This is a genomic window from Nonomuraea sp. NPDC049028 (genome assembly GCF_043197735.1).
In the GTDB taxonomy this organism is placed as follows: Bacteria; Actinomycetota; Actinomycetes; order Streptosporangiales; family Streptosporangiaceae; genus Nonomuraea.
This window is the reverse complement of the sequence record NZ_JBICTR010000003.1, coordinates 377,269-391,466: the sequence shown is the minus strand read 5'-3', so window position 1 is coordinate 391,466 and position 14,198 is coordinate 377,269. Positions and strand designations below refer to the sequence as shown.

Annotated in this window: 11 protein-coding genes and 1 tRNA gene; 3 read left to right on the top strand and 9 right to left on the bottom strand. The window is 70.1% G+C overall.

Annotation, left to right across the window (positions count from 1 at the left end; all coding sequences use genetic code 11):
- Positions 1 to 32 precede the first annotated feature (32 nt).
- Both ACGFJ2_RS12675 and lat read left to right on the top strand, forming a co-directional pair.
- Complete coding sequence (locus ACGFJ2_RS12675; protein ID WP_357956083.1) at positions 33 to 566, top strand: HdeD family acid-resistance protein; 534 nt, start codon at positions 33 to 35, stop codon at positions 564 to 566.
- A 76-nt stretch (positions 567 to 642) separates the two neighbouring features.
- Positions 643 to 1,929: an L-lysine 6-transaminase gene (lat, locus tag ACGFJ2_RS12670; protein WP_393467552.1), complete on the top strand. Its 1,287-nt coding sequence runs from the start codon at positions 643 to 645 to the stop codon at positions 1,927 to 1,929.
- Between the two features lie 392 nt (positions 1,930 to 2,321).
- Here the strand turns inward: lat and ACGFJ2_RS12665 are convergent, their stop codons facing one another.
- Positions 2,322 to 3,059, bottom strand: coding sequence for a TetR/AcrR family transcriptional regulator (locus ACGFJ2_RS12665; protein WP_393467549.1), 738 nt, complete (start codon positions 3,057 to 3,059; stop codon positions 2,322 to 2,324).
- A 269-nt stretch (positions 3,060 to 3,328) separates the two neighbouring features.
- On the opposite strand from ACGFJ2_RS12665, the gene ACGFJ2_RS12660 reads away from it, so the two are divergent.
- The gene (locus ACGFJ2_RS12660; RefSeq protein WP_393467546.1) at positions 3,329 to 4,792 is read left to right on the top strand and encodes a serine hydrolase domain-containing protein; all 1,464 of its coding nucleotides are present in this window, start codon (positions 3,329 to 3,331) and stop codon (positions 4,790 to 4,792) included.
- A gap of 258 nt (positions 4,793 to 5,050) precedes the next feature.
- Here the strand turns inward: ACGFJ2_RS12660 and ACGFJ2_RS12655 are convergent, their stop codons facing one another.
- The 8 genes from ACGFJ2_RS12655 to ACGFJ2_RS12620 all read right to left on the bottom strand — a co-directional run bounded on the left by ACGFJ2_RS12655 (position 5,051) and on the right by ACGFJ2_RS12620 (position 14,181).
- The gene (locus ACGFJ2_RS12655; RefSeq protein ID WP_357956075.1) at positions 5,051 to 5,821 is read right to left on the bottom strand and encodes a helix-turn-helix transcriptional regulator; all 771 of its coding nucleotides are present in this window, start codon (positions 5,819 to 5,821) and stop codon (positions 5,051 to 5,053) included.
- 387 nt (positions 5,822 to 6,208) lie between these two features.
- Complete coding sequence (locus ACGFJ2_RS12650; RefSeq protein WP_357956073.1) at positions 6,209 to 6,436, bottom strand: response regulator transcription factor; 228 nt, start codon at positions 6,434 to 6,436, stop codon at positions 6,209 to 6,211.
- A 156-nt stretch (positions 6,437 to 6,592) separates the two neighbouring features.
- Positions 6,593 to 6,668 (bottom strand) — tRNA-His (locus tag ACGFJ2_RS12645).
- A 66-nt stretch (positions 6,669 to 6,734) separates the two neighbouring features.
- The gene (gene orn / locus ACGFJ2_RS12640) at positions 6,735 to 7,328 is read right to left on the bottom strand and encodes an oligoribonuclease (RefSeq protein WP_358178208.1); all 594 of its coding nucleotides are present in this window, start codon (positions 7,326 to 7,328) and stop codon (positions 6,735 to 6,737) included.
- A gap of 70 nt (positions 7,329 to 7,398) precedes the next feature.
- Entirely contained in the window at positions 7,399 to 8,517 is a 1,119-nt protein-coding gene (locus ACGFJ2_RS12635) for a DUF2510 domain-containing protein (protein ID WP_393467543.1), read from the bottom strand.
- An 89-nt stretch (positions 8,518 to 8,606) separates the two neighbouring features.
- The gene (locus ACGFJ2_RS12630) at positions 8,607 to 9,962 is read right to left on the bottom strand and encodes a hypothetical protein (RefSeq protein WP_393467541.1); all 1,356 of its coding nucleotides are present in this window, start codon (positions 9,960 to 9,962) and stop codon (positions 8,607 to 8,609) included.
- 23 nt (positions 9,963 to 9,985) lie between these two features.
- Positions 9,986 to 11,614, bottom strand: a complete 1,629-nt coding sequence (locus ACGFJ2_RS12625; RefSeq protein WP_393467539.1) for a serine/threonine-protein kinase — start codon at positions 11,612 to 11,614, stop codon at positions 9,986 to 9,988.
- Between the two features lie 113 nt (positions 11,615 to 11,727).
- On the bottom strand, positions 11,728 to 14,181 hold the full coding sequence (locus tag ACGFJ2_RS12620; protein WP_393467536.1) for a serine/threonine-protein kinase: 2,454 nt from the start codon (positions 14,179 to 14,181) through the stop codon (positions 11,728 to 11,730).
- Positions 14,182 to 14,198: the final 17 nt, after the last annotated feature.

The window sequence follows — 14,198 nt, the reverse complement described above, 5'->3', positions numbered from 1 at the left end:
GCTTGCGCGATCGATCGGGAGATCACACCAGTATGGAGCAAATCGCACGCAACTGGTGGCTCGTCCTGATCCGCGGCATTTTGGCGGTGATCTTCGGCATCCTGGCGCTGATCTGGCCCGCGATCACGCTGCTCGTGCTCGTGATCTTCTTCGGCTCGTACGCCATCGTCAGCGGGCTCGTCTCGGTGTTCTCCGCCTTCCGGCATGGAACGGACTCCCGCGTCTGGCTCATCATCTCCGGGATTCTCGGGATCCTGGCGGGGATCATAGCTTTCGTCTGGCCGGGCAAGACCGCGCTGGTCCTGCTCTTCGTGATCGCGTTCTGGGCGATCCTCAGCGGAGCATCGGAGATCGTCGCGGGCGTGCAGATGCGCAAGGTGATCGAGAACGAGTGGATGCTCATCATCGGCGGGATCCTGTCCATCGTCTTCGGCGTCCTGCTGCTCATCTGGCCCGGCGCGGGACTGCTGACGTTGGTCTGGCTGGTCGGGATCTTCGCCATCCTGTACGGCATCGCGATGATCGTGCTGTCGTTCGAGGTAAAGAAGTTCGCCCATGCCGCCTGAATTCCGGAGATTTTCCGCATAGACCTAGGTTCGGCCGGGAAACGTATGCCATGTCTGGTTTCAACGTGGAGGTGACATGGACGTACACGACCGCCTTGCCCGCCATCTGCTCGTCGACGGTTACCGGCTCGTGCTCGATCTGGAGCACAGCCAAGGCTCCTGGCTCGTCGATGCCGGCAACGGCCGCCGATACCTTGACTTCTACACGTTTTTCGCCAGCGCGCCGCTCGGCGTGAACCCGCCCTTCGACCCGGAGTTCGTCCGGCTTCTCGGCGAGGTGGCCCGTAGCAAGCCCGCCAACTCCGACATGTACACCGCCCACCTGGCGGACTTCGTCGAGACCTTCTCCCGTGTCCTCGGTGACCCCGAGCTGCCCCACCTGTTCTTCGTCGAAGGCGGTGCGCTGGCCGTCGAGAACGCCCTGAAGACCGCCTTCGACTGGAAGAGCCGGCGCAACGAGGCGGCGGGCCGCTCCCGCGACCTCGGCACCCAGGTCATGCACCTGACGAAGGCGTTTCACGGCCGCAGCGGCTACACCTTGAGCCTGACCAATACCGAACCAGGTAAGACCGACCGTTTTCCCCAGTTCCGCTGGCCGCGCATCGACGTACCCGCCGTACACCTCGGAGATGTGGAGGCCGCCGAGGAGCACGCGCTCGCCCAGGCGCGCGCCGCCTTCGAGGCGCACCCGCACGACATCGCCTGCTTCATCGCCGAGCCCATCCAGGGCGAGGGCGGCGACAACCACATGCGCCCGCAGTTCCTGCAGGCGATGCAGCGGCTGTGTCACGAGTACGACGCGCTGTTCATCATGGACGAGGTGCAGACGGGCGGCGGCACCACGGGCACCCCCTGGGCCTACCAGCAGCTCGGCCTGGCGCCGGACATCGTGGCCTTCGCGAAGAAGGTCCAGGTGGGCGGCATCATGGCGGGCCGCCGCGTGGACCTGGTCCCCGACAACGTCTTCCAGGTCAGCGGCCGGATCAACTCGACCTGGGGCGGCGGGCTGGTGGACATGGTCCGCTCGCGCGGCCTCCTGGAGATCATCGAACGCGACAACCTCATCCCGCGCGCCGCCACCCTCGGCACCGTCCTCGTCGAACGCCTCGTCAAGCTGCAGGCCGAACACCCGGACCTGGTCTCCAACGCCCGGGGGCGCGGCCTGATGTGCGCGTTCGACCTGCCCGACGGGGCCACGCGCGACGCGCTGGTCACGCGGTTGCGGGACGAGGCGGGCGTGCTGCTCCTGGCGTGCGGGCCGCGGTCGGTACGGCTCAGGCCCGCGCTCAACATCCCCGAATCCGACCTGGAACACGGCCTCACGGCCATCTCGGCGGCCCTCCCACTGATGGCGCGGACCTAGGCCGCCTGGCCTCTGGCACGCGTCCACGGGGCGTCGTCCACGTGATGTCGTCCACGTGATGTCGTCCATGCGGCGTCGTCCACGCCCCGCGGGCCAGCGACACGGCACTGGCTCGGGGGGCGATTTATCCGGCGTTGACGGTGTTCCCGCTGATCAGCGAGCCGAGCGTTTCCCTGCCGCAAAACGCGGCCCGCGCCACCAGCCCCGACGCCCCGCCCCAGCCAGAACCGCGCCCGTGTCCTGCTCGACACCTACGCCGGACTCGACCCGCATCGTTCGGCTCGACGAAGCCGAACACCATGGCCGGCTCGGAGCCGGCCGCGAAAGCGCTCCGCATCGGCCGCCTGCAGAAGTGGGCTATCGGTTCCGCTCCGTCGTCCTCCGGCCGTGTCTCAACGGGTGGGGGTGCGGCCGAGCCTGGTCTCCAAGCCATCCAGGATGCGCTCGACGCCGTAGACGAAGGACTCTGCGCGGATCTGCTCCGGATCCTTGGTCTGCTCCGCGGCGCGCCCGTCGCGCAGGAGCGGGTAGTCCTGCAGGGCCTGTTCGGTGGTCGGTCGCAGGCTCTCAAGCCAGTCCTGCTCGTTCTGGCCACTGCGGGCTAGCACCGACAGGTAGGCGGCCTCGCTGGTGGTCATTCCGATGACGTAGGCGATGAGCAGATTCATGGCCTGATCGGCCTCGTCAACGGCAATGCCCGCCGCCTTGAACAGGGCGAGCATGCGCTCCGACTGCCGCATCAGGTTGGGCCCGAGGTAGGCGAGCCCGATCTGGCCGAGCACGGAGACGACCCAGGGATGACGCAGCACCATCGAGCGCAGGCTGTGGGCGGATTCGGTGACGGCCACCCGCCAGCGTGCGGGGTCGGCGGCGGGCACCCGTACCTCGCCGTAGATCTCGTCCACGACCAGCTCGATCAGCTCGTCCTTGTTGGCCACGTGTCGATAGAGAGACGTGGCTCCGGCGCCGAGCCGGGCGCCGAGGCTGCGCATGCTCAGGGCGTCGATGCCCTCGGTGTCCAGGAGGTGGATGGCCTCGGACACGATCCGGTCGCGACTCAGCGACGGCTGCTCCCGTTTGGGACGCGGGCGGGCCCATACCGAGGGGATGGGCTGCTTCTCGGCTGGCATCAGGTCTCCTCGTTGCGGGACCCCCATGGTAGCGTACGGCGTTCGCAGCATGCGTACAGTGATCCCACCCTGTGACCAACGAAGGCCCGCCAAGCTGCACGGCCGCACGGCTGGAGCGCCGCACCGCTGCGGCTGCTGCACGGCCGCCCCGCCGCTGGGCGGGGCCCCATGTCTGCTGACCGCCTCGACCGTTTCACCGTGCGCTGTTGCGTACACCGATCCACTATGCGTACAGTGTGCGCATCAGGGAACGGCGTACAGGAGGAAGCATGGCGACGAACGTGCAGTGGACCGAGCAAGGTGGCTGGACGGCCAGCGGCGACTGGGGGAGTGCCGGCTCGCAGGGACAGACCTTTGACCTGGCCCGCTGGCAGGCGCGCTTCGACGAGCTGCGCCGGCGGCATCACGTGCCGGGCGCGTCGCTGGCGGTGCTGGTCAACGGGCGGGTGCACGAGCTGGCGAGCGGCGTGCTGCACCGGGGCACCGGCGTGGAGGTGACGACCGACTCGGTGTTCCTGTCCGGCTCGATCGCCAAGGTCTACACGGCCACTCTGGTGATGCGGCTGATCGACGAGGGCCGGCTGACGCTGGACACCCGGGTGGCCGACGTCCTGCCCGAGTTCGCTACCCCCGACCCCGTGGCCACCCGGACGATCACCGTCCGCCAACTCCTGTCGCACACCGGCGGCGTCACCAACGACTTCAATTACGACGGCGGGCGCGGCGACGACTGCCTGGCCCGCTACGTCGAGGCCGCCCGGGGCGTGCCGCTGGACTGCCCGCCCGGCACTGCGATCTCCTACGGCGGGCTCGGCTACATCGTGCTGGGCCGCCTCATCGAGGTCCTCACCGGCCGCACCTGGGACCAGGCTCTCAAAGACCTGCTGTTCACCCCGCTCGGCCTGGAGCGCTCGATGACGCTGCCGGAGGAGGCGCTGCGCTTCTCGGCCGCGATGAGCCACCTGGGCGAGCCCGGCGCCGACCCCGACCCGGCCCCCGCCTGGGACCTCATGCCGCGCTCGGCCGGCCCCGCCGGCCGCGTCATCACCTCCGCCGGCGACATGGCCCGCCTGGCCGCCATGCACCTGGCCGGCGGCGGCCCGGTGCTGTCGGCCGAGGCGGTCGCCGCCATGCAGCGCCGCGAGACCGACGTGCCCGACAAGTGGACCGTCTCCGCCGACGGCTGGGGCCTCGGCTGGACCCTCTACGACTGGAACGGCGTTCCCGGCTACGGCCACGACGGCGCCGCCATCGGCCAGTACGCCTACCTGCGCGTCGTCCCGCACGCCGGTCTCGCCCTGGTCCTGCTGACCAACGGCGGCAGCGCCCGGCTCCTGTACGCCGACCTGTTCCGCGACCTGCTCGCCGAACTCGCAGGCGTCACCATGCCCGCCCCCTTCGGCCCGCCCGCCGAACCCTCCACCGTGGACGTCACCCCGTTGCTCGGCACCTACCGGCGCGCCGGCGTCGTCATCACCGTCAGCCAGGACAGCGGAGGCGCCGGTGATGACGACGGTGACAGCCTGCGCATGCGTTACGAGTTCGTGGACGACATGAAGGACATGTCCCCGCCCCTGGACATGGAGCTGCTCCCGGTGACCCAGACCGTCTTCGCGGCCACGGGGGCGGGCCCGTCCTTCAGCGAGGACTACATGCCCGTCGTCTTCTCCACCCTGGCCGACGGCACGGCCTGCGTGTACGTCGGCATGCGCGCCACCCCCAAGATCGCCTGACGCCGGCGAGCAGGCATACGACCTGGCGGAGGTGATGCGGGCCACCGGACAGCCCGCTCACCCTCCACGCCGGACTCTCACTCGCTACCTGGAGCAGGCAGGGGCAGAGTGCCGGTGGAAGCTCCGGTCAGGCGGCGACGCCGCGTGAAGTCCGCGACGCCTGCTTGCGTGGGAGGCCGGGAGGGGGTTAGTGGCGGGGGAGCGGGCGGGTCGAGCCCAGGCCGACAGCGGTCATGGGCGGGGTCGGCCAAGTCGGGGTCAGTGGCGGTGGCGGGACCGCAGGAAGGCCGCTGTGGCGGCGTCGGCGGGCAGGAACGCCTCCAGCTTGAGCTCGGCCAGCGTGACGTCCACCGCGGTGGCGAAGGACGTGAGCGTAGTCAGCAGCCGCAGCTCGGCGTCGCCGGTACGCAACCGCAGCGGCACCGCGAACCCGAGATGATCGCTCCCCGGCACCGCGTCGGGCACATAGGACTCCAGCTCGGCGATGAACGCGTCAAGCCGCGGATCCGGGCTGCGGAGGAGCTCGGCCCGCAGGCTCTCGATGATGTGCCGGCCCCAGTCCGCGAGGTTGACCACCCGAGGGGCCATGCCCTTGGGATGCAGGGCGAGCCGCAGCACGTTGACCGGCGGCTTCAGCAGCTCGGGCGCCGCCCCCTCGGTGAGGACGCCGAAGGCCGCGTTGGCCGCCAGCAACTCGCCGTAGGGCCGAACGACGACCGCCGGATACGGCAGGTGCCCGTCGAGGATGCTGTCCAGAGCCTCGCGTACGGGGCGCAGCATGGCGTCGTCCAGACCCGACTCGGGGAACACGGGAGCGTAGCCGGCCGCCAGCAGCAGGCCGTTGCGTTCGCGCAGCGACAGCTCGAGTGACTCGGCCAGGCGTACGACGATGGCCCGCCCGGGGCGGGAACGGCCTTGCTCGATGAAGCTGAGGTGACGCTGGGTGGTGCCGGCCCGGTTGGCGAGCTCCAGCTGGCTCACCCGCCGACTGCTACGCCATCGCCGCAGCTCGCTCGCGAATCGTTCCACGCCCCCTTTCTAGCCCACCCGGGTGACGGAGCACGATTCCCCGCAGGGAATCGCCGGGCCTCCCCGCAGGGCGTCATCAGAGGGTGGGCTCGGGCTCACAAATGGCCCTTAGACGGTCTCACCGTCTCGTAACGGCGGCTGACCACCTCCACCGGAGGAGCGTCCCCCTGGACAGAGCTCAGCCACGTGTGGCGGGTGGGGGTGCCCCATGCCGGCCGTAAAAAGACATGCGGACCGTAAGACAAAGGCCCCGCAACTCCCGCGCGGGGATCTGCCACGCGCGGGGATCTGCCACGCGCGGGGGTTCGCCACGTGAGGTGGCCCGCCACCTGAGAAGGGCCGTCACGCGAGACAGCCCGACACGGCGAGACGCGCGAGATCGCCGGGTCAGGGCAGGGGACGAGACTGCCAGAGGCCGATCGCGGTGACGCGTGAGTCCACGCCGAGCTTGGCGTAGATGCGGTTGACATGGTTCTTGACCGTTTTCTCGCTGAGAAACAGCCGCTGCGCGATCTGCCCATTCGACTGCCCAGTGGCGATCAGGTCCATGACCTCGGTTTCGCGCTTGCTCAGGGACGTGAACACGCTATCGAACGCTGCGTCTTCGACTCTCATCCGGCCTCCGGGGGCGCGCGCAGACGGTCAGATCGCCGAGGCCCCCGCGCATCCGGCGTAAGCGGTAGACAGCGAGCATAACTCGCAATGTCATGTTTTGGGGACGTTGCCGTAGAAAAACGACAACGGCCGGTCCCGAAGGACCGGCCGCGTGCATGGGGTGAGTGAAGGGACTTGAACCCTCGACATCCAGGACCACAACCTGGCGCTCTACCAGCTGAGCTACACCCACCATTGGCCGCCGACGTGGCGGCACAGGAAAAGTGTAGCGTTCTTCGGGAGTCTTTACGCCACTCGATTAGCCGCTGACGCGCTCGGCGACCGCTCTGGCGGTGGCAGAATCGGGGCCGGGCTGGCCGACGAAGATGGCCGCCCGGTAGTAGCGGAGCTCCCTGATGCTCTCCGTGATGTCGGCCAAAGCGCGGTGTCCGCCCTGCTTTTCCGGGGCGGCGAAGTAGACCCGGGGGTACCAGCGGCGGACCAGCTCCTTGATCGACGACACGTCGATCATCCGGTAGTGCAGATAGCCATCGACCACGGGCATGTCGCGCGCGATGAACGTGCGGTCGGTGCCGATGGAGTTGCCGCAGAGCGGCGCCTTCTTCGGCTCGGGGATGTGGCGGCGGATGTAGTCGAGCACGAGCGACTCCGCCTCCGCCAGCGTCACCCCGCCCGCCATCTCGGGCAGCAGCCCCGAGGCGGTGTGCATCTCGCGGACCACCTGCGACATCTGCTCCAGCGACTCGGGCGGCGGCTTGATGACCACGTCGACGCCTTCGTCCAGCTGGTTGAGCTCGCTGTCGGTGATGATGCACGCCACCTCGACGAGCGCATCGCGACCCAGGTCGAGCCCGGTCATCTCGCAGTCGATCCAGACCAGCAAGTCACTCATTCGATCTCCTCGCCCAAGCGGCTCGGAGTCATCCGCCCGCCTGAATACCCCACCAGCCTAGTGCCACCGGTTACGCGGGCTTGAGCGAGCTGAGAACCTTCTCGACCACGTCGGTGCCCAGATTGTCCGGAACTGACACGTATACGAGGGCTGGGCTCTGGCCCGCGCCGCGATCCATCACCACGATCGCGCCGTTTTCCTTGTTCCACTTGTAACCTTTGGCCTTCGACTCCTTCGAGAAGTCGAGCTGGAACTGGAGCACCCAGGCGGACTTGTCGCCGATTTTGAGTGCTTTGTCCTGAATGATCTTGTTGGTGTGGGTAACTGGGTAGTACTGGGCGAAGTCCACGAACACCGCCTTGGCCGTGTCCTCCAGCCCGTCCGTCCCCGTGTAGGGGTATCTCTTGCTGAGCAGTCCCGTGTAGACGTTGCCGCTCCAGTCGTCCTTGCCGTTGTACTTCTCCTGCGAGGTCGCCCCCACGCCGCTCGACCAGGCCTGCTGGGACGGGTCGCTGCCGTTCAGGGAACTGGCGGCCGGCACCTTCCAGCCCTCGGGCACCTGGTATGACAGGTTGGCCTGCGGGTCGGTGATGCGGCCGTCCTGGGGCTGTGGCAGCTCTGTGATGCTCGGTGGCGGCTCGGTGGTCTCCTGTTGCTGCGGCAGCTGCTCCGTCTCGCTGGGCGTCGGCGACGAGGCGAGGGTGCCGTCGGTGTTGCGGTTGACGAAGAAGATCCCGGCCACCACGATCAGGCCGACCACCACCAGCGCCGCCAGGCCGCCGAACACCCAGGGCAGCGGATTGCTCTCCTTCGGCGGCGTACCGTAGCCGGGTCCGGGCAGCGGCGTGTTACCCCACTGACCCTGCCCGTAGGGGGCCGAGCCCTGACCAGGTTGCCCATAAGAGGGCTGGCCCTGGGTGGATTGCCCGTACGCGGGCTGTTCCTGCGTCGGTTGCCCGTACGCGGCCTGTCCGTATGTCGGCTGCCCGAACTGCCGCGTCGGGTTCGCCGGCGTGGCGGACCAGTCGGGGCTCGACTGCTGCTGCGGTCCGGACGGCGGTTGCTGTTGCGGTGACGCCCCCTGCTCCAGCGGGTGGGTGGCGTCCGTCCACTGGCCGCCGTCCCACCAACGGAGTTGGGGCGATCCGTACGGGTCGGGGTACCAGCCCGCGGGGGTCTGCGTGGTCATGTTCGTCAGCGTAGTAACAACAGCTTTGATATGCATTGCTGGCTCGGCACCAACACTCAAGATCAGCGCCCAAGATCAGCGCTCAGGGATCAGCACTTGTACGTGAAGCTCGCCTTGTCCGTCCTGAGCGGACCGGGAGACAGCACCCGCAACGTGGCCGTGGCCTTGACGGTGCTCTTGCCCTTGAGCGTCCACCGGAGCGGCACGGTGTAGGAGGTCTGGTCGGCGGTCGTCTGGAGTGTCTGCTTGACGACCTCCTTGTCCAGGTTCTTGCGCCACTCGTAGCTGATCTCGCCCGCCTCGCCATTCGTGACGATCTTGCCCGTGACCACGACGGCGCTGTCGCAGCCCTGCGTCTTCTTCGGGGCCACGACGTCGATCGACTTGATCGCCAGCTCCGGCGCGCCGCTCAGCTTGAGCCAGGCCAGGATCGCGCCGCCCATGATGACCGCGAACAGTATCGCCGAGAGGATGGTCCGGCGCCGCCGCGCCCGTGCCGCCTTACTTGGCTTGCCGCCGCGCTGGACCGTTCCGACCTGCTCCCGGCCCTCGCGCCAGATCCGTTCGGCCGTGGTGGCGGCCTGCGGCGACTCCGTGCTCACTCCAGAGCTCACGCCGGGCCCGAAGTGCACCGGCGTCTGATGCGGGCTGGGAACGGCGAGCAGCGTGACGATGTCGCCCTCGTCGAGCGGCGGCTGCGCCTCCACGGGAGGATGCGCGAACGCCGACCTGCCCCGGGCCGCCTGGGCCAGCTGATCGTGCCTGATCGCCCCGCCCGGCAGCGCAGCGGGTTCGGAGAGCACGACGGACCTGGCGGTGCCCAGGCCGTGCGTCGTCGTGGTGACCGCGGCCCGCTCGAACAGGGCCGCCGCGCGCGGGGCGCTCCGCGTGACCGAGGCGGCCAGCGCCCGCGCCAGGGACGCCCACGCCGCCACGTCCCGCTCCGGTGGGGAGGCCTGGCCGCGGATGGCGTCGGATAAGCCGCGTTCCGACAGCAGCGCCGCGCCTTCGGCGGTGATGACCACCGAGCCGGGATGCACCGAACCGTGGGTGACCCCGGCCGCGTGCAGCGCGAGGAGGGTCTGGGCCGTCTCCGCCAGTACGGCCGCCGCGCCGCTCGCTTCGATCGCCCCCGAGGCCAGCAGGTCCGACAGCGTCGGGCTCACGGCCTGCGCGGTGAGCAGCCAGACCTGCTCGCCCGCCGCGACGACGTCGGCGACGGGGATCAGCCCGGCCAGCCCGCCCAGGACCAGCCGCTGGTCGGTCAGAACCGTCGCCACGACGCGCTCGCGCACCCCGGGCAGCCCGATGATCTTCGGGTCGAACAGCAGGGCCCCTGCCCGGCGCCCGTCGGGCGAGATCGCGTCGATCCAGTTGCCCAGTTCGGTGTTCCAGGTGTGCTCGGTGAGCCGGAAGCCGGCGATACCGTTCCTCGGGTTGTCCATCGCCGTAGCCCCCCGACGCCTTTCTAGCGCTTTCTCCGATGTCGTCCCGCCATACGGCGCTTAACCGCAAGTGTGACCGGAAGCGCGCCAGACGTCACCAGCACGAGCCCCAGGAGGGCGCCGTCCTGCGGTGACGGAGTCCGCGTGGATCCTTCCCCGCTGCCGCTGCCTTCCCCGCTGCCGGGGCTGCTCGGCGGGTTGGAGGAGGGCTCCGGGCTGCTGAGGGTACGCGTCGGACGCACGGTCGGGGGCGCGGTCGTGGGCGCCTTCGTGGCGGCGGCCGTGGCCCCCAACGGCGGGCTGTCGACCGTGCCGGTGAACTCGGGCTCGGCCGACTCGACCGGCGGCGGAGTCTTGATGACGGTCTTCGACGGCCTGGGCTTCACGGTCCTGATGGGCTTGCGAGTCGGCGTGGGCGTCGGCGTCCGCTTCGGCGTCGCGCTGGTGACGGGCGGTGGCGCGGTGCTCGCCGGGGTCGTCGGCTCCGGCGTCGTCTCCTTCGCCGTCGGCGTGGGTTCCTCGGAGGGCTCCTCTTCCTCCTCGGCCGCGGCGGACGGTTCCGGCGCCGTCGTGGTGGGCGTCACCTGCGTGGTCTGCGCCTGCAGGGCGGGCTCGCTGGACATGGTCTTCACCAGGACGACCGCCACGCCGATCAGCAGGCCCGTGCAGGCGGTGCCGACCAGGATCTTCGTGGAGAGCCTGCTCAGCAGCCCGCGCGGCTCGGTGAAACGGGTTTCGGCGAGCGAGGTCTGCGTCTCGGCCGGCACCTCGGGCGGGCTGGGGAACAGCATGAGCAGCAGGCCGGACAGCCGGGCCAGGCGGCGCCTGCCGCGCTCCTCCCAGTCGGACCCGTACGCCCTGGCCGCGACCGCTTCGAGCTCGATCAGGAAGGCGTCGGCGGACGGCGGGCGGTCGAGGGCGTTCTTGGCCAGGCCGCGCTCGACCAGGTTCCGCAGCGGGCCGGGCACCTCCTCGATGGGCGGTGGCGAGCCTTGGTGCTGGCGGGCCAGCGCCGCGAGGTTGGGCGAGCGAAAGGGGCGGGTGCCGGTCAGGCACTCGAAGAACACGATGGTGGCGGCGTACACGTCGGTGGCCGGTGCGGCGGAGGCGCCGGACCACTGCTCGGGCGCCATGTACGGCGGGGTGCCGGCGGCGCTCGCGTCCTCGCCGGTCCTGACCGCGATGCCGAAGTCGACCAGCTTGCTGGAGCCGTCGCCCTGGACCATGACGTTCTCGGGCTTGAAGTCGCGGTGCACGACGCCGATCGCGTGGGCCGCGGCCAGGCCCTGTAACGAGCCCTTGAGCACGAGCAGCGCGGCCTCCGGGCCCGTGGGACCCTCCGACCTCAGCAGCTCCCGTAAGGAGACCCCGTTGACGAGCTCCATGACGATGGCCGCGCCCCCGCCGGCCTCGACATAGTCGATCAGGCGGGCGTTGTGCGGGCTGCGCATGGTGCCCAGCAGCCGGGCCTCGTGCCGGAACCGGGCCACGAAGCCGACATCGGACCGGAGCTCGTCGGACAGGTACTTGACGGCCACTTCCACGCCGTCGTGATCCCGCCGGGCCAGCACGACCCGCCCGGCGGATCCCGCGCCGAGTTGGCGAATCTCGGTGTAGCCCGGGACCCCCCACTGACCATGGTCGTCGTACATGCGGTCTCCCTCTGCGGTCCTCTGGGCCCCCACCCTCATCAGACGGACCGTAGCTTAACCAGAGGCGACCGCTTTCCCACAGTTAATGTCCGGACACAGTATGAATCCGGAGGTCAACCGATGGTGCCCGAATCGTCGTCCGACGGGGTGTCGGGGGCCGGGGTCTTCGGTCCGTCCTTCGTGGGGTCGTCCTTCGGCGGGTCGTCCTTGGGTGGGTCGTCGTCCGTGGGCGGGTCCTCCTGGCAGGCCGCGGTCCTGCCGCCCGAGCTGTCGCCGCCGTTGTCCGCCGTGGGCCGGGTGGCGGCCGTCACGAGCCAGGACGTGCCGCACGGCACCTTGTCGAAGGTGTAGCTCACGGTCCTGGTGTAGGAGGTGTCGCCGGACAGGGTCAGGGTCTCGGTGTGCGCGATCCGGCCGCCGAGGGAGAAGGCGACGCTGAGCCGTACGGGCTGGTCGTTGTCCGTGGTGACGGCGACGACCGCGGTGGCCGGGCCGCGCGGGCTGAGCGAGGCCCGCACGATCGACACCTTCCGCACGCTCGGCGGGCAGGTCACCCTGGTCCGGGCGGTGGCCGTCCGGTCGCCCGCGCGGACCACGACGGAGACGGTGGTGTCGCACGGGCGGGACCTGAAGGTGTAGGTGAACGTCCGCGAGTAGGCCGTCCGGCCGGACAGGGTGGCCGAGCGGGTGGCGACCTGGTCGCCGTTCAGCGCGAACGCGGCCTCGACGGGCACTTCGGCGGTGCCGCTGGTGGTCATCCTGACCCGGGCCTGAGCCGTACGGCCCGGCGAGGCGGCCAGATCGAGCGAGACCCGCAGGCCCGTCACCCGCGTGGGACACGGCGGTACGTTCACCGTGGCCGTCCGTGCCCCGCCGGGAGCGGCGGGGAAGGTGGTGACGGTCAGCGTGACGGTCTTGCCGCACGGGCGCTCGTCCGCGGTGTAGCTGAGCGCGCGGTCATAGGACCGGTCGCCGCTCAGCCGCAGGGTCTGGCTGCGGACGCCGACGCCGCCCACGGACCAGGCGGCGGTCGCCGTGACCGGTCCCGTGCCGGTGGTGCGGATGGACGCTGTGGTGCGGATGGACAGCGAGGAGCCGGCCACGTTGTCGTCGTTGAACGTCAGCCCGCCGAGCGTGAGGCCCGCGACCGAGGTCACCGGGACCGGCGTCGGCGTCACCGTCGGCGTGGTCACGGTGACGATGGGCGTCGGCGTGATGGTCTTGGGCGGCTTAGGCGTCTTGGTCGGCGTGGGCTTGCCGGGTTTGGTGACTGTGGGCGTGGGTTTAACAGGCTTGGTGACAGTGACCTTGGGAGTAGGCGTGGGCGCGGGCTTGGTGGTCGGTGGCGTGGTGGCCACCACGGGCTCGGCGGTGTGCGGCTTGGGACTGGGGGAGGCTACGGCCAGTGCCGTCGGCTGGTCGCGGGGCAGGCCGACCGGGGACTCCTCGGGCGGCTGGCTCAACGTGACCGGCGTGGCCGGCGGTGAGCCCTCCTCGGCCGGTCCCTGCGACTGCGAGGGCCTCGCCAGGGCCACTTCCACGGCCTGGTCGCGGCTCGACAGCACGACGATCACGGCGATGGTCGCGACCGCGGCCACCCCCACGCCCATGGCCAGCCGGGCCGCGTTGTGCTTGGCCGTACGCAGCGTCGTACGGAAGACGGTCTGCGCCAGCGAGGTCGTGACCTCGGCGGGAGGCGTCTGGGGCACGGGCAGGAGCAGGGCGAGCAGGGCCACCAGCCCGGCCAGCCGCCGCCTGCCGCGCTCCTCCCAGTCCTCGCCGTACGCGGCCCGCGCCGCCGCCTCCAGCTCGATAACGAACGCGGCGGCGCTGACGGGCCGCGCGGCCGGGTCCTTGGCCATTCCGCGGGTGATCAGCTCGCGCACCGGCTCGGGCGCGTCGTGGACCGGGATCGGCGCGTGCATGTGCTGGTAGCCGAGCACGCTCGGCTCGGTCGACCGGTACGGCCGGTGCCCGGTCAGGCACTCGAAGAACACCGCCGTCGCCGCGTACACGTCGGTGGCGGGCGAGGCGGGCATGTTCTCCCACAGCTCGGGCGCCATGTACGGGGGCGTGCCCTCGGCCCGCGAGGCGGTCCCCTGCCGCACCGCGATGCCGAAGTCGACCAGCTTGCTGGCCCCGTCGTCGCGGACGATCACGTTCTCGGGCTTGTAGTCCTTGTGCACCAGTCCGTGCGAGTGGGCTCGGGCCAGGCCGAGCAGCGAGCCCTTGAGCACGGCCAGGGCCGCCTCCGGCCCCGTCGTCCCGTGCTCGCGCAGCAGCGCCCGCAGGGACACGCCGTTGACCAGCTCCATCACGATGGCCGCGCCGTAGCCGTCCTGGATGTACTCCCACAGCGTGGCGATGTTCTGGTCCCGCAGCGTGGTCAGCAGCCGCGCCTCCGACTGGAACCTGGACAGGGCCACCGGGTCGCTGAGTAACCGCTGCGAGAGGTACTTGATCGCGACCTTGACGCCGGTCTCATCGTGCACCGCGAGCACGACTCGGCCGCTGCCGCCCGCCCCGAGCTGCTTGATCTCCGTATAACCAGGAGCGTTCCACTCCATCGCCATCCCCCATCAGG